Origin of the sequence: Salinisphaera sp. T5B8 (genome assembly GCF_040361255.1) — a bacterium.
In the GTDB taxonomy this organism is placed as follows: Bacteria; Pseudomonadota; Gammaproteobacteria; order Nevskiales; family Salinisphaeraceae; genus Salinisphaera.
On the sequence record NZ_APNG01000024.1, the window covers coordinates 30998 to 54549 of the forward strand.

The 23552-nt window shown below is 63.3% G+C and carries 20 protein-coding genes, 1 tRNA gene and 1 pseudogene; 10 read left to right on the forward strand and 12 right to left on the reverse strand.

Annotation, left to right across the window (positions count from 1 at the left end; genetic code table 11):
• The first annotated feature begins 48 nt into the window (after positions 1 to 48).
• The 5 genes from T5B8_RS17300 to T5B8_RS17320 all read left to right on the forward strand — a co-directional run bounded on the left by T5B8_RS17300 (position 49) and on the right by T5B8_RS17320 (position 3244).
• Entirely contained in the window at positions 49 to 879 is an 831-nt protein-coding gene (locus T5B8_RS17300; RefSeq protein WP_353180619.1) for an ABC transporter ATP-binding protein, read from the forward strand.
• Positions 876 to 1661, forward strand: coding sequence for a lipid asymmetry maintenance ABC transporter permease subunit MlaE (gene mlaE / locus T5B8_RS17305; RefSeq protein ID WP_353180620.1), 786 nt, complete (start codon positions 876 to 878; stop codon positions 1659 to 1661). The genes T5B8_RS17300 and mlaE overlap by 4 nt, the downstream gene beginning before the upstream one ends.
• A gap of 9 nt (positions 1662 to 1670) precedes the next feature.
• Entirely contained in the window at positions 1671 to 2195 is a 525-nt protein-coding gene (gene mlaD, locus T5B8_RS17310; RefSeq protein WP_353180621.1) for an outer membrane lipid asymmetry maintenance protein MlaD, read from the forward strand.
• 107 nt (positions 2196 to 2302) lie between these two features.
• Positions 2303 to 2920 carry an MlaC/ttg2D family ABC transporter substrate-binding protein gene (locus T5B8_RS17315; RefSeq protein ID WP_353180622.1) on the forward strand — a complete coding sequence of 206 codons (618 nt, stop codon included), beginning with the start codon at positions 2303 to 2305 and terminating at the stop codon, positions 2918 to 2920.
• 24 nt (positions 2921 to 2944) lie between these two features.
• A complete protein-coding gene (locus T5B8_RS17320; protein ID WP_353180623.1) occupies positions 2945 to 3244 on the forward strand; it encodes an STAS domain-containing protein in 300 nt (99 codons plus the stop codon).
• Positions 3245 to 4395: 1151 nt separating this feature from the next.
• Here T5B8_RS17320 and T5B8_RS17325 read toward each other — a convergent pair.
• The 7 genes and pseudogenes from T5B8_RS17325 to T5B8_RS17355 form a co-directional block, all read right to left on the reverse strand.
• On the reverse strand, positions 4396 to 6369 hold the full coding sequence (locus tag T5B8_RS17325; protein ID WP_353180624.1) for an acetoacetate--CoA ligase: 1974 nt from the start codon (positions 6367 to 6369) through the stop codon (positions 4396 to 4398).
• Between the two features lie 33 nt (positions 6370 to 6402).
• Positions 6403 to 7605 (reverse strand): acyl-CoA dehydrogenase family protein, encoded by a 1203-nt coding sequence (locus T5B8_RS17330; protein WP_353180625.1) that lies wholly within the window; start codon positions 7603 to 7605, stop codon positions 6403 to 6405.
• A gap of 40 nt (positions 7606 to 7645) precedes the next feature.
• Positions 7646 to 8905 (reverse strand): annotated as a pseudogene (locus tag T5B8_RS17335) (TRAP transporter large permease); the annotation flags it as partial.
• Entirely contained in the window at positions 8902 to 9459 is a 558-nt protein-coding gene (locus tag T5B8_RS17340; RefSeq protein WP_353180626.1) for a TRAP transporter small permease, read from the reverse strand. The pseudogene T5B8_RS17335 and the gene T5B8_RS17340, both read right to left, overlap by 4 nt.
• Before the next feature lie 34 nt (positions 9460 to 9493).
• Complete coding sequence (locus T5B8_RS17345) at positions 9494 to 9709, reverse strand: hypothetical protein (protein WP_353180627.1); 216 nt, start codon at positions 9707 to 9709, stop codon at positions 9494 to 9496.
• A gap of 51 nt (positions 9710 to 9760) precedes the next feature.
• A complete protein-coding gene (locus tag T5B8_RS17350) occupies positions 9761 to 10531 on the reverse strand; it encodes a TRAP transporter substrate-binding protein (RefSeq protein WP_353180628.1) in 771 nt (256 codons plus the stop codon).
• 92 nt (positions 10532 to 10623) lie between these two features.
• Positions 10624 to 11361 carry an IclR family transcriptional regulator domain-containing protein gene (locus T5B8_RS17355; protein WP_353180629.1) on the reverse strand — a complete coding sequence of 246 codons (738 nt, stop codon included), beginning with the start codon at positions 11359 to 11361 and terminating at the stop codon, positions 10624 to 10626.
• Between the two features lie 165 nt (positions 11362 to 11526).
• Here T5B8_RS17355 and T5B8_RS17360 point away from each other — a divergent pair, with 165 nt between their 5' ends.
• From T5B8_RS17360 to T5B8_RS17375, 4 genes are all read left to right on the forward strand, one after another.
• Positions 11527 to 12726 carry a CaiB/BaiF CoA transferase family protein gene (locus tag T5B8_RS17360; protein ID WP_353180630.1) on the forward strand — a complete coding sequence of 400 codons (1200 nt, stop codon included), beginning with the start codon at positions 11527 to 11529 and terminating at the stop codon, positions 12724 to 12726.
• A 14-nt stretch (positions 12727 to 12740) separates the two neighbouring features.
• Positions 12741 to 13205, forward strand: coding sequence for a MaoC family dehydratase (locus T5B8_RS17365; RefSeq protein WP_353180631.1), 465 nt, complete (start codon positions 12741 to 12743; stop codon positions 13203 to 13205).
• On the forward strand, positions 13202 to 14107 hold the full coding sequence (locus T5B8_RS17370) for an HpcH/HpaI aldolase/citrate lyase family protein (protein ID WP_353180632.1): 906 nt from the start codon (positions 13202 to 13204) through the stop codon (positions 14105 to 14107). The genes T5B8_RS17365 and T5B8_RS17370 overlap by 4 nt, the downstream gene beginning before the upstream one ends.
• A 534-nt stretch (positions 14108 to 14641) precedes the next feature.
• Positions 14642 to 16201: a class I adenylate-forming enzyme family protein gene (locus T5B8_RS17375; RefSeq protein ID WP_353180633.1), complete on the forward strand. Its 1560-nt coding sequence runs from the start codon at positions 14642 to 14644 to the stop codon at positions 16199 to 16201.
• Here the strand turns inward: T5B8_RS17375 and T5B8_RS17380 are convergent.
• From T5B8_RS17380 to T5B8_RS17400, 5 genes are all read right to left on the reverse strand, one after another.
• The gene (locus T5B8_RS17380) at positions 16198 to 16635 is read right to left on the reverse strand and encodes a GNAT family acetyltransferase (RefSeq protein ID WP_502950811.1); all 438 of its coding nucleotides are present in this window, start codon (positions 16633 to 16635) and stop codon (positions 16198 to 16200) included. The two genes, T5B8_RS17375 and T5B8_RS17380, sit on opposite strands and share 4 nt — an antisense overlap.
• Before the next feature lie 5 nt (positions 16636 to 16640).
• Complete coding sequence (purL, locus tag T5B8_RS17385; protein WP_293627780.1) at positions 16641 to 20552, reverse strand: phosphoribosylformylglycinamidine synthase; 3912 nt, start codon at positions 20550 to 20552, stop codon at positions 16641 to 16643.
• A complete protein-coding gene (locus T5B8_RS17390) occupies positions 20528 to 21295 on the reverse strand; it encodes an MBL fold metallo-hydrolase (protein WP_353180634.1) in 768 nt (255 codons plus the stop codon). Before T5B8_RS17390 ends, purL begins: the two co-directional genes overlap by 25 nt.
• Before the next feature lie 43 nt (positions 21296 to 21338).
• Positions 21339 to 21698 (reverse strand): DUF1820 family protein, encoded by a 360-nt coding sequence (locus T5B8_RS17395; protein ID WP_006915318.1) that lies wholly within the window; start codon positions 21696 to 21698, stop codon positions 21339 to 21341.
• Between the two features lie 29 nt (positions 21699 to 21727).
• A tRNA-Ser gene (locus tag T5B8_RS17400) sits at positions 21728 to 21819 on the reverse strand.
• 180 nt (positions 21820 to 21999) lie between these two features.
• On the opposite strand from T5B8_RS17400, the gene mltF reads away from it, so the two are divergent.
• Entirely contained in the window at positions 22000 to 23478 is a 1479-nt protein-coding gene (mltF, locus tag T5B8_RS17405) for a membrane-bound lytic murein transglycosylase MltF (protein ID WP_353180635.1), read from the forward strand.
• Positions 23479 to 23552: the final 74 nt, after the last annotated feature.

The window sequence follows — 23552 nt, forward strand, 5'->3', positions numbered from 1 at the left end:
GCTGCGCGCAAGTTAAGTGCCTACGCTCCAATGAATCCAGACTCGTCCATGGCTGACTCTCGCGACCCGGTGTCCGACAACCTGGTGGAAGTGCGCGCGGTGCATTTTCGCATCGGCCAGCGCTTGATCTACGAATCGGTGGATCTGGATATCGCCCGTGGTCGTATTACCGCCATCATGGGTCCAAGCGGTACCGGCAAGACGACGCTGCTACGCCTGATCAGCGGTCAGTGGCGCCCGGCGTCGGGCAAGGTTTATTTCGACGGCCAGCATGTGGCCGGGCTGTCGCAGAACGATCTGTTCGAACAACGCAAGCGCATGGGCATGCTGTTTCAGTCCGGCGCGCTGCTGACCGATCTGTCGGTGTTCGACAACGTGGCCTTTCCGCTGCGCGAACATACGAAACTGCCCGAACGTCTGATCCGCGACATCGTACTCATGAAGCTCGAGGCCGTTGGGCTGCGCGGGGCGCGCAATCTCTATCCGGCCCAGTTGTCCGGCGGCATGGCCCGACGCGTCGCGCTCGCGCGTGCGATCGCGCTCGACCCCGAGATGATCATGTACGACGAGCCGTTTGCCGGCCAGGATCCGATTTCCATGGGTGTGCTGCTGCGCTTGATTCGCCGGCTCAACGACGTGCTCGGCCTGACCGCGATCGTGGTCAGCCATGACGTCAAGGAAACGCTCGGCATCGCCGACTATGTGTACGTGATTTCCGACGGCGCGGTCATCGACCACGGCACGCCGCAACAGATTCGTGATTCCAGTTCGAAATGGGTGCAACAGTTCATCCATGCCGAAGCCGACGGACCGGTGCCGTTTCATTATCAGACCGCCGAGGCCTACGCCGACGACCTGCTCGAGGCCGATCGCTCATGACTTCGTTGCAACGCGGTTTGACCACGGCCACCTCATGGGTCGCCGACCTGGGGCGCGGCGCGATATTTCTGCTGCGTATCCTCATGAGCCTGCCGTCGCTGGTGTTCAAGCCACGGCTGCTGATCGAGCAGATCTATTCGGTCGGCGTGCTGTCGCTGGTGATCGTCGTGGTCGCCGGTATTTTCGTGGGCATGGTGCTGGCCCTGTCAGGCTATCGTCTGCTGGTCGGCTTCGGCGCGGAAGAAGCGCTGGGCACCTCGGTCGCGCTGGTGGTCGTGCGCGAGCTCGGGCCTGTGGTCACCGGCCTGCTGTTCGCCGGACGTGCTGGCAGCGCGCTGGCGGCGGAAATCGGGCTCATGAAAGCCACCGACCAGCTCGCCGGCATGGAAATGATGGCGGTCGATCCGGTCAAGCGCATCATCGCCCCGCGTTTTCTGGCCGGCGTGATCGCCCTGCCCTTGCTGACATCGATATTCTGTGTGATGGCCATCGGTGCAGGCGGCGGCTATTTCGTCGGCGTCGACATGCTCGGCGTGGACGCGGGCTCCTACTGGTCGGGCATTCAGGCCAATGTGGATTTCGGCGAAGACATCATCAACATATTTCTGAAAAGCGGCGTTTTCGGTGCCATCATTACCTGGGTGGCGGTCTACCAGGGCTATCATGCGCCGCCTACGTCCGAGGGCGTGTCGCGGGCGACGACCAATACGGTCGTGATCGCGTCGCTGGCGATCCTCGGCGCCAATCTCATGCTCACTGCCGTGCTTTTCGGCAGTAATTAGGGTTCGTCTATGCAGTCTCGTGCAGTTGAGCTTCTGGTCGGTTTCTTCGTCTGCCTCGGTATCGCGGCGATCTTCATTCTGACCATGCGCGTGAGCAACCTCGCCGATACCAGCGATGTCGACAGCGGCTATACCGTCGTCGCCGCTTTCGACAACATCGGCGGGCTCAAGGTCGGCGCGCCGGTCAATCTGGCGGGCGTGCGCGTCGGTCGCGTGGGCGATATTTCGCTCAATCAGCAGACCTATCGTGCCGAAGCGCGCTTGCGCATCGGCGGCGAATACAAGATTCCCAAGGATTCGGACGCCTCCGTGCTGACCTCCGGTCTGCTGGGCGAACAGTATGTGGGCATCGGGCCCGGCGGTTCGCTCAAGAACATGAAGGACGGCGACGAATTCATTATCACCCAGGGCGCGGTCGTACTCGAAAACCTCATCGGCCAGTTCATGACCAGCATGGGTTCGGACAACAGCAACAACGGCAACAGTGGCGCCACCGGCGGCGGCAATAACAACAACGCATTGCCCGCGCCCTAAGGCACGGGCGCTCGCTTGTGCACAATCAATTCAGGGGCGATTAATCGCCCTGCACGATACTCGATGCCACTGATAACCATGGCAAGAACAACCTGCGAGGATTCGCAATGCTACGCATGACCCGCTCTTTCATCACTGCCATCGCCCTGGCGCTGCTCGTGCCCGCTCTGGCGCTGGCCGCCCCGACGCCGCCCGATCAGCTTGCGCGCCAGACGGTGGAAACCGTGCTGTCCAAGATGGAAGCACGGCGCGACGAACTGCGCCAGAATCCGCAGGAGCTCTATGCCCTGATCGACAAGGAGCTGGTACCGCTGGTCGACCTGCCCTATATGTCGCAGCTGGTGCTCGGGCGCGCTTGGCGCACAGCCACACCCGAGCAGCGCGAGCGCTTTCAGACCGCCTTCAAGAACATGCTCATCCGGACCTACGGTAACGGCCTGCTGAGCTTCGACGACAGCCAGGAAATCGAATACCAGCCGGTACGCGCGCCCGAAGGCGCCGAGGACGTAACTTTCCGCGCCACCGTCACCACCGACGACGGCCAGAAGACGCCCGTGACCTTCCAGCTGCATGTCGTCGACGGGGAATGGAAAATCTACGATGGCAGCGTAGGCAATCTGTCGTTCGTGACCAACTATCGGGGCCAGTTCAATTCGCAGATCCGAAACGGCGGCCTCGAACAGCTCATCGAGCGCATGGAAGCGCGCTACAACACCAGCAATTAATCGCGGATCAGGCTGCGTTCGAAGATGCACGAGCAAGACAGCAACGCCGGGCATATCCAATTGTCCGGCGAACTGGACGCGGCCACCGTGCCCTGGCGCCTGCGCGAGTCCGAAAACTGGTTCGAAAGCGGTCAGGAAACCGTGATCGACCTGTCGGGCGTCAAACGCGTCGATAGCGCCGGGGTCGCGCTGCTGCTGGAATGGGTACGCGATGCCCATGCCCGCCACGCCACGCTAAGCTTTATCAATGCCCCCGCCCAGATGCGCGCGATCATCGACTTCTGCGCGCTCAACGACGTCATTCGGCTACGCGCCACGGATTGATCCGGCGCGTGCGGACGCCCAAGTCCGCAACGCAACGCGAAAAGCGCAAGTAAGACGAGGTTGGCTCGCTGCGTCGCCTTTTGTTTGTCCGCGAATGAACGCCAATGAACGCAAATAAAGGCGGGATGGCCCGGCAATCAGTGGGCCAGACACGTTAAATAGCCCGCCGCAGGAAGCCGCCGTACCGGCGTTGCGTTTAAAAATGCGCTGTAGCCCTGGCCACCAAACGTGCGCATTTATTCACGGGGAAGGATTTTGTGCGGCGGCGCGCCGGCTGACGTAGCCGCGTGCTCGTACTCCTCCCGTCGTGTTTGGTCTGTGTGCTGTCGTCTATCGACAGCCGCAGACGATCGGCTGCGATTGATCTGCACATGAACCTATGGATGAACGACGCTGCGGCTGCGTGGCACTTATGGTTGCTAAGTGTACGAAGCCTGCCAGCGCCTGATCATATGCGCGTTCATTGGCGTTCATTCGCGGACAACAACCTGGGAAACGACGTCCGGGAGGAATGAAACGCGGTCCATCTATCGCCTTATATGGTTACGCGCTCACATCGATATTTGCGCTTTTCGCGTCTATTTGCGGATTAAGCACAGCCGACGACCCGTCACCAGCGCGAGCATCGCGGCCATACCCGGCTGCGGCCTTGTTTGGCAAAACGCCTGTCCGCGAATAAACGCCAATGAACGCGAATGTTTTTTGGGCCGGAAGGCGACGTACGAATAGCCTGCCGCGTGCCGCACCGACACGACCCGTCTGTTCGCGGCCCTTATTTGCGTTTATTGGCGGACCACGCCGACGCGATCGCCGCCGAGTGCCAAAAAGCGCTGCCCGCCAATCTCGCCCCACGGGCTCAGGCCGTGCTCGCGGGCACGTCCCGTCGCCGCGTTGCTTCATAAAAGGCCGGGCCTCGACTAAACGCCAACGCACGCGAACGTTTTTTAGCTAGCACAGCCGGCGGCACCCTGCGGGGGCTATTCGATGTGTCCGGCCTACCCATAGCTCAGCCAAGCTGCCTTTATTTGCGGTCATTCGCGTTTATTCGCGGACCAACAAAAAACGAGGCGGAAACAGTCCACCTCGTCTTCATTTGCGCTTTTCGCGTTCATTTGCGGACTGTTTCGCGCCGCTTAGTGAATCCCTTGGCACTAGTCGCGCGAAATACCCAGCGTTTCGATGTCGCGGATTTCGTCGAGCGCATCCGGATTGGCGATCGCCTCGGTATTGTCGATGCTCATGCCACGTAGCAGGCGCGCGACCGCGATTTCCACTTTCTTGCCGCTGCGCGTATACGGCAAGGCGCTGACTGCTTCGATCACACCGGGCATATGGCGCGGGCTGGCGTTTTCGCGCAGGCGCTGACGGATTTCGTTTTTGAGCGCGTCGTCGAGCGTATAGCCGTGATTGAGTACAACAAGCAGCACGATCCGGGCATCGTCGCCGTGGGGCTGGGCGACGACCATCGCATCGGCGATTTCGGCCATCGGCTCGATCTGGCGATAGATTTCGGCCGTGCCGATCCGTACGCCGCCGACATTGAGGGTCGCATCGCTGCGTCCATAGATGATCGCCCCGCCTGCGGCGGTAAACAGCACGAAATCGCCATGCGACCAGACGCCGTCGAAACGGGAGAAATAGGCCTCACGATAACGGCTGCCATCGGCATCGTTCCAGAACCCCACGGGCATGGACGGCAATGGCAGCGTACAGACCAGTTCACCGCATTCGTCGATAACCGGCTGACCTGCTTCATTGAAAGCCGCGGCCGCGACACCGAGCAGCCGGCACTGGATTTCGCCGCGGCGTACCGGCAACAACGGCGCACAGCCGACGAACGACGACACGATATCGGTGCCGCCGGAAATCGAGCCCAGCAGCACGTCCGCTTTCACCTGCGCATAGACCCAGTCGTAGTCGGCCGGCAGCAGGGGCGAGCCGGTGGAAAACAGCACGCGCAACGCGGATAGATCGTGGTTCGCGCCTGGCGCGATGTCGGCATTACGACAGCCAGCCAGCCATTTCGCGCTGGTGCCGAAATGGGTCACACCTTCGTGCTCGGCCACCTGCCAGAGCAGGTTCATATCCGGGTGCCCAGGATTGCCGTCATAGAGCACCAACTGCGCACCGGTGAGCAGTCCCGAGACATGCCAGTTCCACATCATCCAGCCACAGGTGGTGAAGTAGAAAAACACGTCGTCGCGACCAATATCGCCGTGCAGCATCAGCTCCTTGCTGTGCTGAAGCAGCGCGCCGCCCGCGCCGTGGACGATGCATTTGGGTGCGCCGGTCGTGCCCGATGAAAACAGGATATACACCGGGTGCTCGAAAGGCTGCGGCGTAAACGATGGCGTCGCGCCGCGATGCGCAGCCAGCGCATCGGCCCAGGCGGTAACCCGACTATCGTCAGGCGGTGTGAGTCCGCAGTTCGGCGTGACCAGCACATGGTTAATCGAGGGAATGCGTTCGCAGAGTGCGTCGATACGATCGCGGCGGTCGAAATCCTTGCCGCCGTAGCGATAGCCATCGACGGTAATCAATACGCGCGGCTCGATCTGGGCAAAGCGATCGACCAGCCCCGCTACGCCGAAATCCGGCGATGCCGACGACCAGATCGCACCGATGCTCGCACAGGCCAGCATGGCCACGATCGGCTCATGCGTATGCGCGACCACCCCGGCCACGCGATCGCCCGCGCCCACGCCGTGTGCAACCAGCCATGCCTCGAGCGCGCCGACCTGGGAGAGCAGTTCGCCGTAGCTCAGACGTGTCGTTTCGCGTGATTCCGACAGACCGACGATCGCGGTTTTGTCGGCATCGCCATGGATCGCCTCGCGCAGCAGATTCTCGGCAAAGTTCAGCCGGGCGCCGCCAAACCAGCGCGCACCGGGCATCGCGCGACTATCGAGGACCGTATTGCCGCGCGCCTCGGCGATCACGCCCGTGTAATCCCAGATGCTGGTCCAGAAATCCTCCAGCGCATCGATCGACCAGGCATGCAGGGCATCGTAGTCCGCGACCTCGGCGATGCCCTCGCGGGCGAGCCATTGCATATAGTCGTACATGCGGCTGGCGCGCATGCGCTCGGCACTGGGTTGATAGACAACGGGATTGGTTTCGCTCATGCGTCGATCCTTTCTGACGGCCTGCGGTCGCGTTCAGGTTACACCCGCGAAACGGTTGCGCATCGTATGCCGCGCCGCATCCTTGATACCGAGTGCATCCTCGCCGATGAGCACGCGCTGAACGTTTTCCGAGCCCTCGCCCACGGTGAGCATGTCGATATAGGACTGCAATCGCTGAACGGGATATTCCGCGGTCAAGGCATTGCCGCCAAACACTTCGCGGGCGACATCCACGGCCAGACGCGCGGCCTGCGTGGCGAAATACTTGCCGCGCGAGGCGACACGCGTGGACGTACGACCCTGATCCATCGTCCAGCCAATACGACGGGCCATCAGCCGCGCCGCCTCCACATGCACGGTGGCATCGGCGATACGCTGTTGAATGAGTTGATGCCGCGCGATCGGGCCGCCGCCGACCACACGCTCGTTGGCGTAGGCGATACTGGCATCCAGCGCGGCCTGGGCGAGACCGGTCAGCCGGGCGGAGACAGTCAGCCGGCCGAACTCCAGCGCGTTCATGGCAATAGCAAAGCCCTTGCCCTCTTCGCCGAGGCGATTCTCCACCGGCACCTCGAAGTCTTCGAGAAAGACCGTGCAGGAGCGCAAACTTTTCGACAGCCCCGGCATATCGATCGGCTGTGCGCTATAGCCTTCGAACTTCTTGGGCTCGACGATGAACGCGGTCACACCCTTGTGTGCCGGCTGCGCCGTGGCGTCGGTCTTGGCGAACAGCACGCCCACATCCGCCGCGTTGGAAAACGTGATCCACATCTTCGAGCCGTTGAGCACGTAGTGATCGCCCGAGCGACGTGCGGTCGTGCGCATGGCCCCGGCCGGGTCCGAGCCGCCCCCAGCCTCGGATAACGCGAACATACCGATCGCACGGCCACCGATCAGTTCGGGCACGAAGCGTTCGATCTGTGGCTGCGTGCCCCAGTTGTAGATCGTGTACGGGCAGGTCGCACACTGCATGTTCATCGCATAACCGTATGCCGGCGCGATACGCGAGATTTCCTCGGCGATGATGGACACTGCCATGAAACCCGCCTCGTTGCCGCCCAGTGATTCGGGAAACGGCGCACCGAAAAACCCCGCCTCGCCCATTTCCCGTATCAACGGATAGGGAAACTCGCCGCTGCGTTCGTACGCATCGGCCTCCGCAGTCAGCCGCCGTTGGGCGAAATCGGCGACCGCGTCGCCAAGCGCGACCAGTTCTTCGGGCAGATCGAAATGCATGGTTATCTCCTCTATGGCTCATCAAATTGGGCAGCAACAGCGAGATCTCGGGGAACGCCAGCAGCAGACCCAGAACCACGACCTCGACAAGTAGAAATGGCGCAACGCCGCGAAAACACTCGGCCAGGGGCACCCGCGTAACGCCAGAGGTCACGAACACGTTGAGTCCGAGTGGCGGCGTCACCAGGCCGATTTCGACAGTTTTGGTGATCACGATCCCGTACCAGATGCCGTCGAACCCCAGCTGGGTGATCAGCGCATGGGTAACCGGCACGGTGAGCACGAGGATCGCAATCTGGTCCATGAACATACCGAGCACGAGATAGATCAGCACCAGAACCGCGATGACCATCCAGGGCGCCATGCCCGCCGACTCAATGGCGTCGAACAGCGACTGCGTAGCCTGTGTCAGGGTGAGGAAATAACCGAACATCATCGCGCCGATGACGATGGTGACGATCATCACCGTGGTGCCCAGCGTATCCTCGATCGCGGCCACGAAACGGGCCCGGTCCATGCGACGCATGATCAGTGTGATCACGAGCGCAGCGGCCGCCCCCACGGCGCCAATCTCGGTCGGCGTGGCGGCACCGCCGTAAAGCCCACCGACCACCAGCAGCATCAGCAAAAGAACCGGCCAGACCGGCAGCAATGCCCGCGTGGCGGCGCGCACGTCAAACTGCGGTTGCGCCGGCATCTTTTCCGGATGGCGCGAGGCGATCCAGAAGATGGTCACGATATAGCCAGCCGCGGTCAGCACGCCCGGCAACAGGCCCGCGATAAGCAGCTTGCCAACCGACAGTTCGGTGAGAATGCCGTAGATGATCAGCACGATGCTCGGCGGGATCATGATCGCCAGCGTGCCCGAGATCGCGATGATGCCTACCGCGACGCGCCGGTCGTAGCCGACTTCGCGCATCGACGGAAACGCGGCTGCCGACATGGTCGCCGAACTGGCCGTGCTCGATCCAATGATGGCGGCCATGAAGGCACTGGCCATCACACAAGCCACGCCCAATCCACCGCGCAGCCGGCCGAGCCACATGTCGCTGGCCTTGATGATGTCGCGCGCCATGCCGGACTGGGCCATGAATTGTGCCAGCAGTACATACATCGGAATGGTGAGAAAGACATACGATGCCGACACGCTGTGATAGACATCGGCCAGATAGCTGGCAACGAACGACTCGCCGCCGACCAGATACAACCCGACCGTGGCCGCGATCATCATGGCGAACGCGATCGGCATTTCCATGAGCAGCAGCACGATCAGCACGGCCACACCAATGAACACCGTCATGGAGCATCACCGTTTTCGGAAATATCGTGTGCGTCGTGTGTCCGCTCGTCCCCGCTGTCGACCGGCCGGTCCAGATTGCCAAGCCGCAGCAACGCCTCCGTGACCAGTCGTAAGGCAAGCATCGCGCAGCCGATGGGTACCCAGATGGTTGACAGCCAGACGGGCCAGTCGATCACGCCGAACATCGCGTCGCCGCCGACAAACTTGTCCCAGGTACGCGCGCCGGAAAACCAGGCGATGGTGATGAGCACAGCGGCGGCCACCAGCGCGTTGAACACGTGCAGCAGGTTGTGTGAACGCACGCCCAACAACCGACCGACGACCGAGAGCTTGATGAACGCACCGCGACGCAGGCACCACGGCAAGCCAAGCGTGGCAACCATCACCATCAGGTAATTCGTGGTGAGTTCGAACTGAAAGGTCAGCGGCGCGTTGAACAGGTAACGCGCGATCACATCGATGCTGACCAGCGCCATCATCGCGATGAGTGCGACCCCTGCAAGCCAGAACAATGTGATATCCACCCCCTGGTGAATTCTTTCAAGCATCGACATACCCCTCTATTCGAAGGTGAGAGAAGTCAACGCCTCAGCGACCGGCCTGGACTTCTGCCAAAGCCGACTCATAGGCGTCGATGACCGCCTGACCGTCCAGCCCACGCCCTGCCATGCGTTTCACCCAGGCCTGCTGGGCTGCCTGATATTTGGGTTCGAGTGCCTCGCGCATCGATTCAGGCAGTTCATAGACCGCCATGCCCTGGTCGCGGAATTCGGCGAGATCGGTCTGAACCTCTGCTTCGATCACTTTTGCGAGATGGACAGTGGTGTCGTCGCCGGCCTCATCGACTGCTTTTCGCTAGCTTTCACTCAAGCCGTCGTAGGTCTTCTTGTCCATGGCAACGGTAATGCCGAAGCTGCCGAAGCGACCATTCGTGCTCAGGCTCCTGGTCACTTCGTTGACCTTGTAAGGCGCAATACTGGTCACTGGCAGCACCGTGCCGTCGAGCGTGCCGCGCTGGATCGCGAGATAGGCATCGGGTGCCGCCATGGATACCGGGTTGGCGCCAACTGCCTGGACCACCAGATTGAGACTGCCCGTCGAGCGCAGCTTGAGACCCCTGAGATCGGCAAGGTCGCTGACCGGCCCACGCTTGAGCACAAGCTGATACGGCGGCAGCATCACGGCATAGATCGGCACCACGCCGTTATCCAGATATTCCTGACGCAATGGGGTATCGTTTTTGAGCAGCTGCCAGTACGCTTGGCTGGCATTGACCGTATCGCGGACTTCGCCCGGCAGCATCAATGCCCCGTTGAGCGGTAGTTCGTCGCTGACATAACCGGTGCCGATATAGCCGGCCTGGATCACACCGTCCTCGATCTTCTGCAGGATCTCGCCGGCCTTGGCCAGCTGTTCGGCCGGAAAGTGGCGAAAATCGATTTCGCCGTCGGTCAATGTCTCGACCCGCTTCATCCACCGCTGCGTACCGTCAGTGGACAGCGTATGAGATAGCGGAAACGAATCGGCGAACATGAGGGTGCGCGCCTGGGCCGGCAGGCAGCCTGCCGCAACGAGCACACACAACGCGGCCACACGGGCCGATTTCGCCATCGATTTCTTATACACGGCATCTCCTCCGTTTTGTGTAGCGGCCGCCCGGCTTTCTCGAGAGTCGGTGCGGACACTGAAAAATCCGGCCGTGATTCGGCCGTCATCGCTCAGTCACGGCGCTCCAGTGCCGATTCGATACGCGCACGCGCCTGCATGAGCATCGGGATGTAGGTGTTCTCGAATTCCTGCATCGGTACGGCCTGTGCGAGACCGATCACATTGAAGGCGCACATCACGCGACCCTGGTGCATGACCGGAACCGCAGCCGCGCGAATGGTGGCCACCGATTCGCGCTCGTTGATCGCGTAGCCGCGTTCGCGCGTGCGGGTGATCAACGCATCCAGCGCCTGCGCATCCTGGGCACTGCGCTCTTCCGGGTCATCGCTGGCCAGCAGCGTCTCGATGATCGTTGCGCGCTCATCGGCCTCGCAGAACGACAGATAGACACGACCGATGGCGGTCAGCATCACCGATACCCGCGTGCCGATCTTGCGATTGACCGAAAAACTCCCCGGCCGTCGATTGGTATCCGCAATCACCATTTTGCCGGCCTGATAGAAGGCCAGATCCGATGGCCAGCCGGTCGCCTCCCGCAACTCCTGAAGTATCGGCGCGGCTGTCGCGATCAACGCCTCGTCGGCTTCGTAGTTGTTCGACAGCGACAGTGTGCGGGCGGCTACCAGGTATTCCCGTCCGTCCGGCGTCATCGTCACATAGCCGCCATGACGCAACGTATCCAGCACGCGTAGCACGGTCGCCTTGGGCAACCCGGTTGCAGTCTGGATATCGGTCAAACGCACGGGCCCCAGCCGGTTGACCGTTTCGAGGATTTTCAGCCCTCGCATCAATGCCGTAATAGGCGCGTATGCCAAGTTTCACCTAGTGAACCATTGTTTCAAAAATTATTGCAGCTAAAAAAGAATCGTGCAAGACTCGGCTTCGAAACAGCCGAGCCGGTGCGCACGCATACCTGATCGCCGCCGGGTCTGATCGAATCGCAGGGATTTCGAATGTTCGAATTGTTGAAAGGCATTACGGTGCTCGACCTGAGCACGGTCGTGTTCGGCCCGTTCGCCTCGCAAATGCTGGCGGACTTCGGTGCCGACGTAATCAAGATCGAACCGCCCGACGGCGACATCTTTCGTGCGGCCGCACCGGCGCGCAGCTCCCGCATGGGCGCGGGTTATCTCAACCTCAATCGCAACAAGCGATCGATATCCCTGGATCTGAAGACCGCCGAGGGGCAGGCGACGCTCGATCGGCTGGTCGCGGATGCCGACGTGTTTCTGCACAACATGCGCCCGCAAGCGATCGAGAAACTCGATCTGGGCTACGAGCGGCTGGGCGCACTCAACGACCGGCTGATCTATTGTGCAGCGGTGGGGTTTGGCAGCGACGGCCCGTATGCGAACGATCCGGCCTATGACGATGTCATCCAATCCATGACCGGCTTCGCCTCGATGAATATCGCCCCAGCCGCCGAACCGCAGCTGTTGCCCACCATCCTCACCGACAAGGTGGCCGGATTGTATGCACTGGCCGGCATCCTCGGCGCGCTACTTTCGCGCGAACGTACCGGCCAAGGCATGGCCGTAGAGGCGGCGATGTTCGAAAGCCTGGCGTCGTTCATGCTCGTCGAGCATCTATCCGGGCACGTCTTCGAGCCGCCCGAGGGCACGCTGCGCTACGACCGCCTCACCTCGCCGCATCGACGGCCGTATCGTACTGCCGATGGCCATATCGCGGCGCTGCCGTATTCCACCCGCCACTGGGAACGATTCCTGCGCCTGATCGGCCGTGACGATCTCGCCGATGCGGACTGGGTACGCGATCCGTCGCTGCGCAGCCAACGTATTGGCGAACTGTATGCGGTGCTTGGCGAGGCCATGCCCGCGCGCACGTCCACCGAATGGCTGGCCGAATTCAGGCGCCTGGATATTCCCTGCGGACCGGTCAACCGCCTGGAAGATCTGCTCGACGATCCGCATCTCGCCGCGGTCGGCTTTTTCCAGCGGGTCGCGCATCCCAGCGAAGGCGCCATCAACACCATTCGCCAACCGTTACGATTCATCGATGCCCCCACCCGGCCCGACACCCCGGCACCGCAGCTAGGCATCGATGGCCGTACGGTACTGCACGACTACGGCATGGACGATGCCACCATCGATGCGCTGGTGGCCGCCGGCGCGCTGCGTCTGCCCAACGAATAAGCCAGGAGAGCCTGATGCCCGGTCTGTATTTCGAACAGTTTCACGAAGGCCAGCGTTTCGAGCACGAGCTCACCCGCACCGTGACCGAGGCCGACAACATGTGGTTCTGCGGCATGACCATGAATCCGCAGCCGCTGCATATCGACCGCGACTTCGCCGCGCAGACCGAGTTCGGCCAGCCGCTGGTCAACAGCCTCTTCACGCTCGGGCTGATGATCGGCATTTCGGTGAACGACACCACGCTGGGCACCACGGTGGCTAATCTCGGCATGAGCGACACGCGTTTTCCGGCGCCGCTGTTTCATGGCGATACCGTGCATGTGGTCACCGAAGTCGCCGGTCTGCGCGAAAGCCGTTCGCGCCCCGAAGTCGGCATCGTCGATTTCATCCATCGTGCGTTCAAGCAAGACGGCACGGAAGTGGCCAACTGTCGGCGCCAGGCGATGATGCGCCGTATGCCCACACAGGCCTCGACATGAACACGCCCACCATCGGCCCGCGCTCGTATCTGTTCGTGCCAGGCGATTCGGCGCACAAGATGGCCAAGGCGTTCGAATCGGGCGCCGAGGCGCTGATTCTGGATCTGGAGGATTCCGTCGCGCCCGCTCGCAAGCACGAAGCGCTGGCAACCACGGTCGAATTTCTTCAATCTCGCGACTCGCACGCGAGCGGCCCCGCGCTCTGGGTACGGGTGAACGCCAGCGATCCGGCGCAAGCGCTAACCGAGCTTGCAGGCCTACCGCTGGCCCGCGTTGCCGGTATCGTCCATCCGAAGCTGGAATGCCACGCACAGCTGGAACGCATGGGCACCTGGCTGGACGCGCTGGAAGCACGCGACGCCCTGGACCGCGACCCGATCGGCATCGTCGGCATCATCACCGAAAGTCCGGCAGCGGTCGTGGGCGAACAGGCCGCAAGCCTGGCCCGTGGCCATGCACGGCTACGTGGCTATAGCTGGGGCATGGAGGATATGTCGGCCGCCCTGGCGCGACCGCCGATTGCCGGCACGACCGACGCCCATGCCGCACTCACCGCCGCTATGCAGCGCCACTGCTTGCTCATGGCCACGGCCGCCGGCGTCGAACCCATCGACGCGATCAGCGCCAACTTTCGTGATCTCGACGCCCTGGAACGCGAATGCGACTATGCCCGCGAACTGGGTTTTACCGCGAAGATGGCCATCCACCCGGCCCAGCTCGACACGCTGCACCGCGGACTCGCGCCGAGTGTGGCCGCCCTGGATTGGGCGACGCGAGTCCAGGCACTGGTCGATGAAAATCCCGATACGGCCGCGTTTCAACTCGACGGACGCATGGTCGACCAGCCGCATTTCGATGTGGCCCGCCGTATCCTCGCCCGTGCGCGCGGATCGTCGACATAGCGCCACGCGCGAATCGAATCGCTGACGTCTGCGTTTTACTCGACTTCGCTCACGAAAAGAATCTTGTCCGCGAAATAACGCTGATTATGTATGAAACTCAGTGGGACGCCCTCAAGCAAGCAGGTTGTCCGCAGATGAACGCCAAGACACGCAAATGCAAGTCAGCGACGCGCGGCGTGGTATCGCCATGACAGCCACATAGACAGCCGTATTCCGCGCCGCTGTATCGGCGTGGCGCTTGAAACAGTGATGCCGCCAAGCCTGCCAACGCCGAATTACATTCGCGTTTATTGGCGTTTATTCGCGGACAAAGATCTTGTGACGCAACGCTTTCCCTGTATGGCTATGCAAATAAACCGAGCTTGGTTTGCGGGCCATTCGCCGGCCTGCGGTGGCACCGAGGTATAACGCGGCAGGCCAGATTGAAACGTCGTTTCATTCGAATTGCGACGGTGCGTGCACCGTGCAAGACTTCGCAGCACAACGATTACAACCCGCCGGCCATAAACGGCCGTTGCTGCACGAGGAGATTCCATGTCGACCTACGTCCCGACCACGGCCATCGACGAATTCGGCACCCTGCCCGGCCGTGTGCATGAACACGCGAGTGCCCGGCCCGAGGCTGTTGCGCTGATCGACGCCGAAAACAGCGTTACGTACGGCGAACTGGATGGGCTTGTCGATCGTGCGGTCGCCGCGCTCCAGCGCGACGGCTTCACGCCGGGCGACGTTGTCGCCCTGTGCGCCGCGAACAGCATCGACTATGTCGTGGTTATGCTCGCCGCGCTACGCGCCGGCGGCTCGTTTGCGCCGCTGGCGCCGTCGAGTACCGCCGAGGCCCTCGGCCTGATGCTCGACAACAGCGGCGCGCGCTTCGCCTTCGTCGACGACTATGGCCGCAATGCCCAGCCCGCACTCGCCGAGCGCACACAGATCCAGCCGGTAGGCATTAACGGCGAAACGGCTTATACCCCGTTCGGCCAGTGGCTGGGCGCGTACAACGCCACACCCGAGCCGGTCGAACCCGATCCGGACACGATCTTCAACATCATCTATTCCTCCGGCACCACCGGCGCGCCCAAGGGCATCGTACATACCAACCGCCTGCGCTGGCCGCAGATCGCCGGCGGCGTGGTCAAGCTCTACGACGAAAGCTCGGTCACGCTGGTCTCCACGCCGCTGTATTCGAATACCACGCTGGTGAGCTTCATGCCCGCGCTGGCCGCCGGCGGTATACTCGTGCTCATGCCCAAGTTCGATGCCGGGCGTTTTCTGGCGCTCGCCGAACAGCACCACGTCACCCATGCCATGCTCGTGCCCGTGCAGTACCGGCGCCTGCTCGATCATCCCGACTTCGACCATACCGATCTGTCGAGCTTTCAGATCAAGTGCTGTACCAGCTCGCCGTTCGGCGCCGACGTGAAGGCCGAAGTGCTCGAACGCTGGCCGGGCGGGCTGCTGGAGTTCTATGGCATGACCGAAGGCGGCGGCAGCTGCATGCTGGTCGCCCACGAGCATCCGGACAAGCTGCATACCGTAGGCCAGCCCATGCCGGGCCACGAGCTGCGCATCATCAACGAAGACGGCATCGAGATCGAGCGCAGCCGCGTGGGCGAAATCGTCGGCCATTCCGGCTTCATCATGCGCGGCTATCACGGCGACGCCGAGCGTACCCGGGCGACCGAATGGTACGAGCCCGAGACCGGCGCCCGCTTCATTCGGACCGGCGATATCGGTTATTTCGACGAGGATGGGTTCCTGAATATCGTCGGCCGCGCCAAGGAAACCATCATCTCCGGCGGCTTCAATATCTTTCCCAGCGATATCGAGGCCGTGCTGCGCGAACACGAGGCCCTGGCCGACGTGGCCGTATTCGGCGTGGACAGCGCACAGTGGGGCGAAACGCCCGTGGCCTTTGTGACCCTCGCCCCGGGCGCGGATATCGACGCCGAATCGATTCAGGCCTGGGCCAACGAACGGCTGGGCAAGTTCCAGCGTCTGAGCGATACTCGGGTGGTGGATGCGGTGCCACGCAACGCGATCGGCAAGGTGTCGCGCAAGGACTTGCGCCGCATCTACAGCGAAAACGCCTAACCGTCGGCTTCGAGGCGTTTCCCCAGCGCAGTCGCCGCATCTTCGACATAACCCAGGCGACGATAGAACGCCAAAGCCTGGGTATTGCCGTCGCGGATCATGAGGTTGATTTTCGGGCAGCCGCGCTCGCGCAACGCCTTTTCGGCGTGCGCCATGAGCCGGCGCCCGACGCCCTGGCGCTGGCAGCCCGGCGCGACCGCCAGATAGTTGATCCAGCCACGATGGCCTTCATAGCCGATCATGATGCTGGCCACGATTTCGTCGCCGCGCTCGCCGACAACGAGTAGCTCAGGATCGACGGCCAGTTTGCGCTCGATATCGCGATACGGGTCGTTCCAGGGCCGTGTCAGCCCGCACACCTGCCACAGGGCCACCAGCGCATCCGTGTCGCTGCGTCGAAAGGCACGCAACGACAGCTGCGCTTCGGGCGCCATGCCGCCTAGCCGACGAAACGCCGGGCGTTGCCGAACAGCCGTGCCCAGGGGCTGAGCTCGCCCCAGCCCTTCGGCGCCCAGGACAGGTTCACGCTGCGGGTCACGCGTTCGGGATGCGGCATGGTGATGAACACACGCCCGTCGGCATTGCACAGGCCGGTCACGCCGCCGGGCGAGCCGTTGGGGTTGGCCGGGTAGCGCGTTGCTGGCGCGCCGCGCCCGTCGACATAGCGCATGCCTACCTGACCGTTGGCCGCGAGCATGTCCAGATCGTTGGCATCGGCGAATTCGGCCCGGCCTTCGCCGTGGGCCACCGCGATCGGCACGCGCGTGCCGGCCATGCCGTCGAGCAGCACAGCCTTGGATTCGAGGATTTCCACGCTGCTGGTCCGCCCTTCGAACTGGCGCGAGGCGTTGGCCACGAAACGCGGCCAGTGATCGGTGCCGGGGATGATCTCGGCCAGTGCGGCCAGCATCTGGCAGCCGTTGCACACGCCGAGCGTGAAGGTTTCCTCCCGCTCGAAGAAATCGGCAAAGGCCGCACGCGCACCGGCATTGAACAGGATCGATTTCGCCCAGCCCTGACCGGCGCCGAGCACGTCGCCATAGGAGAAACCGCCACAGGCGGCCAGTCCCTGCATATCCGACAGATCGCGACCGGCCGCGATCTCGCTCATATGCACGTCGACGGCCTCGAAGCCGGCCCGCGAGAACGCCCAGGCCATTTCGTTATGGCCGTTCACGCCCTGCTCGCGCAGGATGGCGACCCGCGGACGCGTGGTATTCACGAACGGCGCGGCCACGTCGTCGCTCAAGTCGAACGCGGGCTCGGCGGCCAGGCCCGGATCGGCGTCGTCGAGCAGGGCCTCAAAGGCCTCGTCGGCGCTGGCCGGGTCGTCGCGCAGTCGGGCCATGGCATGACTGGTCGCGGCCCAGCTGCGTTCGAGCGCGGCGCGCGTGTTCTTGTAAATCGTCTGGCCTGCATGACGTACGACCAGGCCCGGCTCGGCGGTGACCGTGCCGATCGCATGCGCGGTCAAACCGGCAGCGCGCAGCTCGCCGACCACGACCGAGGCATCGTCCGCCCCCACCTGGAGCACGGCACCCAGTTCCTCGTTGAACAGAGCTGCCAGCGCATCGTCGCCGAGATCGTCGAGGGCGATATCCGCGCCGACGCGGCCGGCGAACACCATTTCGGCAACACAGGCCAGCAGCCCGCCGTCGCTGCGGTCGTGGTAGGCCTTGATGCGGTTCTCGCTCGCCAGGCGCTGGATGACGCCAAAGAACTGGCGCAGCTGCTTGGGCTGGTCCAGATCGGGGGCGATGTTGCCGAGCGCACCATACGCCTGGGCGAAGGCCGAGCCGCCGAGGCGGTTCTTACCGTTGCCCAGATCGGCGAGCACCAGCGCGGTCCTGGCTTCGCTCGGCGCCACGAGCTGCGGCGTGAGCGTCGCACGGGCCGCGCCCACCGGCGCGAAGGCCGATACGATCAGCGACAGCGGCGCGCTCATGCGGCGTTCGTTGCCGTCGTCGTCGCGCCAGACGCTGCGCATGGACAGCGAATCCTTACCCACCGGAATCGCCAGGCCCAGTTCGCTGCAGAGCTGTTCGCCGACCGCCTGCACGGTGTCGTATAGCCGGGCGTCTTCGCCCGGCTCGCCGCAGGCCGCCATCCAGTTGGCCGAGAGGCGGATATCGGTGAGCTTGTCGATACGCGCCGCGGCGATATTCGTCACCGCTTCGGCCACGGCCATACGACCCGAAGCCGGGGCATCGATCAGGGCCAGCGGCGTGCGCTCACCCATGGCCATGGCTTCGCCGGTGTCGCCGGTAAAGCCCGTGGTGGTCACGGCTACATCAGCGACCGGCACCTGCCAGGGCCCAACCATCTGGTCGCGGGCAGTCATGCCGCCCACGCTGCGATCGCCAATGGTGATCAGAAACGCCTTGCTGGCCACGCTCGGCACGCGCAGCACGCGCTCGACGGCCTCGGCAACATCAATCCCGCTATGATCCCAGGCCGCCAGATCGAGATTCTGGTGCGCAACGTCGCGCTGCATCTGCGGCGTGCGCCCGAGCAGCACGCCCATGGGCATGTCCACCGGATAGCGCGCATCATCGCGGTCGGCTTCTTCGTCTTCGACGGTCAGCTGGGGCTCGGCGGTGGCGGTGCCGACCACGGCATAGGGGCAACGCTCGCGGGCACAGAGCGCTTCGAACGCATCGAGCTGGTCGGCCGCGATCGCCAGCACGTAGCGCTCCTGCGATTCGTTGCACCAGATTTCCATCGGCGAAAGGCTCACGTCGGCCGCGTCCACGTCGCGCAGGCGAATACGCCCGCCGCGATCGTCGGCATCGATGATCTCGGGCAACGCATTGGACAGCCCGCCCGCGCCCACGTCGTGAATGGAGGCGATGGGGTTGGCTGCACCGAGTGCGATACAGCCTTCGACCACTTCCTGACAGCGGCGCTCCATTTCCGGATTGGCGCGCTGCACGGAGGCAAAATCCAGCTCGGCCGACGAGGTGCCGCTGGCCATGGATGAAGCCGCCCCGCCGCCCAGGCCGATAAGCATGGCCGGGCCGCCCAGCACGATCAGTGCGGCATCGACCGGTACGGCATGTTTTTCCACGTCGTCGGGGCGGACGTTGCCCATGCCGCCGGCGATCATGATGGGCTTGTGATAGCCGCGTACGCCCGTGGCGTCGGATTCGTACTGGAAGCTGCGGAAATAGCCGCCCAGCGCCGGCCGGCCGAATTCGTTGTTGTAGCGCGCCGCGCCGATCGGGGCGTCGCGCATGATCTCCAGGGGCGTGGCGATCGTGGCCGGGCGGGCGTCGTCGGTTTCCCAGGGCTGGATATCGCCCGGCAGACGCAGATCGGAGACCGAAAAACCGGTGAGCCCGGCCTTGGGCTTGCCGCCGCGCCCGGTCGCGGCTTCGTCGCGAATCTCGCCGCCCGCGCCCGTGGCTGCACCCGGGTTCGGGGCGATCGCGGTCGGGTGGTTATGCGTTTCCACCTTCATGAGCAGGTGCACGGGTTCTTCGTGCAGGCGATAGACGCGATCCGTGCCCACCAGCTGACGTGTGGCGACATGCCCTTCGACAACCGCCGCGTTGTCGCGATAGGCCGAGAGCACGCCCTGCGGGGCCGCGCGATGCGAATCGCGGATCATGTCGAACAGCGACTTGGCGCGGGTTTCGCCGTCGATGGTGAATTCGGCGTTGAATATCTTGTGTCGGCAGTGCTCGGAGTTGATCTGGCCGAACATCATCAGCTCGACGTCGGTGGGGTCGCGATCGAGCGCGCGATACTGTTGGGCGAGGTATTCGATTTCCTCGTCGGCCAGCGCCAGGCCCCAGTCGCGATTGGCGGTCTGCAGCGCGGTCACGCCCTGATCGGCCAGCGGCACGCGGCGCAGCCCGCGCCGGGCCAGCGTGTCGAACAGCCGCGGCAGACGTTCAGCGTTGGGGAGCAGCGATTGCGTCATCGGGTCGTGCAGCACGCCGCTCTGGGCCAGCGCTTCGAAATCGGGCGTGCTGCCGAAGGAGAACACCACGCCGCGTTCGAGGCGCGACAGCGCGTCGAGGCCGCTGTTGCGGGCGATGTCCTCGGCCTTGGTCGACCAGGGCGAAACCGTGCCCAGGCGCGGAATCGCGATGACACCCTCGGGCACGTCATCGTTGGCCTCGACGCCGAGCAATGCCTGCAGGCGCGCGCGATCGTCGTCGCTCGGCGCGCGGTTGCAGGCGGCAACGAAGACTTCGCGGGCCACGAGGCTGGCCACGTCGATGCCAGCGCCGGCCAGACCGCCGCGCAGGCGTTCGAGTTCGAATTCTGCCAGCGCCGGCGCGCCGACGATGACTTCAACGGCTGCGACTTCGTGTTCGCCTACCGATTGACCAGACTGCGCCACGACAGACCCTCGCTTTGATTGGCCACATGCACCCAGTCGGCCGTGGTCGACAGCGCTTGTGCAAGCGCGGCCTGGGCCAGCTCCGGGCGATTGTTGGATTCACTGATATGCGCCACCACCAGCTGCTGCAGGCTCGTGGCATCGATTTGCGTCAACAGCTCGGCGGCCTGTTGATTGCTCAGGTGGCCGAGCTTGCCGGCCACCCGTCGTTTGAGCGACGCCGGATACGGGCCCGTGGCCAGCATCTCGGGGTCGTGATTGCATTCGAGCACCAGCGCGTCGCAGGCATCGACCATCTCGCGCACGTGCGGGGTCGCATAGCCGCTGTCGGAAAGAATGCCCAGACGCTTGTCGCCGTTGCCCACGATCAGCTGCGCGGGTTCGCGCGCATCGTGGGGCACCGGATAGGGAAACAGCTCGAGATCGCCGATCGCGAACGGCTCGTGCGGGGAATACAGCTCGGTGGCGGCGAGCGCGTCGGTGGCCTTGGCGGCCTGAGTGCCGGGCGTGAGCCACACGGGAATCTCGTGTCGGCGCGAAAAACGCGACACGCCGCGCCAATGGTCGTCGTGCTCGTGGGTGATCACCAGCGCATCGATATCCGCCGGTGTGAGTTCCAGGCGGGCCAGGCGGCGCTCCATTTCGCGGGCGGAAAAGCCGCAGTCGACCAGCAAACGCGTGTCGGCATATTCGACCACCAGCGCATTGCCCTTGCTGCCGCTGCCCAGCAGCGCGAAACGCATGCTTCCCGCGGTCCGACTCATGCGCGCTTCACGAGATGCCGCACTAGCGATTGCCCTGACCACCGCCGCCGGGGCCCTGGCGTGTATAAACAGGGAACGGACGCACTTTGCTGTCGCTATCGGCCGGCGTCACCTTGGCCGTGCCGCGGCGGGTGACCTCGTCGATACGGATCACCGAATGCATGGGGATATACGATCGCTCGACGTCGGCGAACTCGTTGGCGAGCTTTTCCTCGGCCGGGTCGATGACCACCGAGGAGCGCTCGCCGAAGACCAGCTTCTCGATTTCGACGAACCCGAACAGCGCGCCCTGGGACACCGAGCGCGCGAAGACTTCGTAGACTTCACCCTGGTTGAAGAAGGCCACGCGGTAGAGACGCTGCTTGGAGTCTGCTGACGACATGGCAGGGCCGGTCCAGGGGGTCAAAAAGATGGCGGAGAGGGTGGGATTCGAACCCACGTGGGGCGGTTAGCCCCCAACCGATTTCGAGTCGGTGCCGTTATGACCGCTTCGGTACCTCTCCTGAAACTCGTTCAGCCTGCCGGCGCTTTAGCGGGGTACGCTGGCCGCAGGCTTATTGCGAAGTCGCGTATGTTAAATGATTAAGACGGCTTTCCCAAGACTTGTGTGCAAGATAGCCTGATGCCATGACCACGATTTCGTCCCGACGCCTCTCCTGGCGCCTAATGCGGTGCTGCGCGCAATGAGCGGATTGCGCGAATTGCTGCGCCTCCTGCAGCTGATTACGATCGCCGCGCTGACGCTGGGGCTGGCGACGTGCATCGAACGCCCCGGCCTGCTCGAACAAATCGACACGCTCGGCACGCTGCGCGTGGCTACGGTCAACTCGGCCACCACCTACTATCTGGACGCCGATGGCCCCACCGGTTTCGAATACGATCTGATCCGCGAGTTCGCGCAGTCGCTTGGGCTGCGCTTCGATATGGTCGTCATGCCAGACCAGCAGGCCGTGATCGACGCGGTCGCCTCCGGGCATGCGCATATCGGCGTAGGCGTCGCGGTCAGCGAGCCGCGCCGGGAAAAAGTGCGCTTCACGCCCCCCTACGATGAAGCCAAGCTGGAAGTGGTCTATCGCGTCTACAAACATAAACCCAGGAAACTGGCCGACCTGTCCGGCGATCTGGTGTTACCGGCGCATACGGCGTTTGCCGATTGGCTGCGCGCGAATCGACCGGATATCGAATTCACGGTCGACGAGCAGGCCAATACCGAAGAACTGATGGACCGGGTGGCCGCCGGCGATCTCGCGGCGACGATCGCAAGCGCGGACATCGTCGACATGAACCAGCGCTACTACCCCAACCTGCGCGTGGCATTCAGCCTCGACGAGGTACGCCAACATACGGCCTGGGCCATGCCGGGTCGGGGCGACATGGGCGGCGACAACACGCTCTATAACGAAGCGATCGCCTTTCTCGAGCAGGTCAAGGAAAACGGCCGCCTGCATATTCTGCGTGATCGTTACTTCGGCCACGTCAAACGGTTGGGTTTTGTGGGCGGGCACGAGTTCGCCCGCCAGGTCGATAACCGCCTGCACCTGTGGGAAGACTATTTCAAGCGCGCCGGCGAGGAATACGGCCTGGACTGGCGCCTGCTCGCCGCGATCGGCTATCAGGAGTCCCACTGGGACAAGAACGCGGTCAGCCCCACGACCGTGCGCGGCATCATGATGCTTACACGCGCCGCCGCATCCGACATGAACGTCACCAACCGGCGCGATCCGGCCCAGAGCATCGACGGCGGTGCACGCTATTTCGTACGCATGCTCGAACGCATGCCCGAAGAGATCCAGCAGCCCGACCGGACATGGTTCGCTTTGGCCGCCTACAACATCGGCTACGGGCACGTAATGGACGCACGCCGCCTGCTCGAAGATCGCGGTCGCGACCCGAATCTGTGGGTGAATTTGCGCGATGCACTGCCTTGGCTCACCCAGGAACGCTATATCTCGGATACGCGCTATGGATATGCGCGCGGGCATGAGGCGGCAACCTATGTGGGCAATATTCGCGCCTATTTCGACATCCTGACCTGGATGACCAACAACCGCACCGCCCAGGAGCCGCCGGCACTGGATGAAGGTAAGTCACCCACCGTGCCCAATAGCGAGGCGCAGGCCGAGAATACGCAAACGATCTCGATCGATTCGCCTGCGTTCTGATCGCTTGCAGACGACAGTCCGCAAATGGCCCAGGCTGTGTGAAAACGCTCCCACCGGCTAAACTTCTCTCAGGC

What these genes read in the sequence shown, in the direction of transcription:
- T5B8_RS17300 (WP_353180619.1), top strand. Translation starts at nt 49, where the DNA reads ATGGCTGACTCTCGCGACCCGGTGTCCGACAACCTGGTGGAAGTGCGC.
- mlaE (WP_353180620.1), top strand. Translation starts at nt 876, where the DNA reads ATGACTTCGTTGCAACGCGGTTTGACCACGGCCACCTCATGGGTCGCC.
- mlaD (WP_353180621.1), top strand. Translation starts at nt 1,671, where the DNA reads ATGCAGTCTCGTGCAGTTGAGCTTCTGGTCGGTTTCTTCGTCTGCCTC.
- T5B8_RS17315 (WP_353180622.1), top strand. Translation starts at nt 2,303, where the DNA reads ATGCTACGCATGACCCGCTCTTTCATCACTGCCATCGCCCTGGCGCTG.
- T5B8_RS17320 (WP_353180623.1), top strand. Translation starts at nt 2,945, where the DNA reads ATGCACGAGCAAGACAGCAACGCCGGGCATATCCAATTGTCCGGCGAA.
- T5B8_RS17325 (WP_353180624.1), bottom strand. Translation starts at nt 6,369, where the DNA reads ATGAGCGAAACCAATCCCGTTGTCTATCAACCCAGTGCCGAGCGCATG.
- T5B8_RS17330 (WP_353180625.1), bottom strand. Translation starts at nt 7,605, where the DNA reads ATGCATTTCGATCTGCCCGAAGAACTGGTCGCGCTTGGCGACGCGGTC.
- T5B8_RS17340 (WP_353180626.1), bottom strand. Translation starts at nt 9,459, where the DNA reads ATGTCGATGCTTGAAAGAATTCACCAGGGGGTGGATATCACATTGTTC.
- T5B8_RS17355 (WP_353180629.1), bottom strand. Translation starts at nt 11,361, where the DNA reads ATGCGAGGGCTGAAAATCCTCGAAACGGTCAACCGGCTGGGGCCCGTG.
- T5B8_RS17360 (WP_353180630.1), top strand. Translation starts at nt 11,527, where the DNA reads ATGTTCGAATTGTTGAAAGGCATTACGGTGCTCGACCTGAGCACGGTC.
- T5B8_RS17365 (WP_353180631.1), top strand. Translation starts at nt 12,741, where the DNA reads ATGCCCGGTCTGTATTTCGAACAGTTTCACGAAGGCCAGCGTTTCGAG.
- T5B8_RS17370 (WP_353180632.1), top strand. Translation starts at nt 13,202, where the DNA reads ATGAACACGCCCACCATCGGCCCGCGCTCGTATCTGTTCGTGCCAGGC.
- T5B8_RS17375 (WP_353180633.1), top strand. Translation starts at nt 14,642, where the DNA reads ATGTCGACCTACGTCCCGACCACGGCCATCGACGAATTCGGCACCCTG.
- T5B8_RS17380 (WP_502950811.1), bottom strand. Translation starts at nt 16,635, where the DNA reads ATGGCGCCCGAAGCGCAGCTGTCGTTGCGTGCCTTTCGACGCAGCGAC.
- T5B8_RS17390 (WP_353180634.1), bottom strand. Translation starts at nt 21,295, where the DNA reads ATGCGTTTCGCGCTGCTGGGCAGCGGCAGCAAGGGCAATGCGCTGGTG.
- T5B8_RS17395 (WP_006915318.1), bottom strand. Translation starts at nt 21,698, where the DNA reads ATGTCGTCAGCAGACTCCAAGCAGCGTCTCTACCGCGTGGCCTTCTTC.
- mltF (WP_353180635.1), top strand. Translation starts at nt 22,000, where the DNA reads ATGAGCGGATTGCGCGAATTGCTGCGCCTCCTGCAGCTGATTACGATC.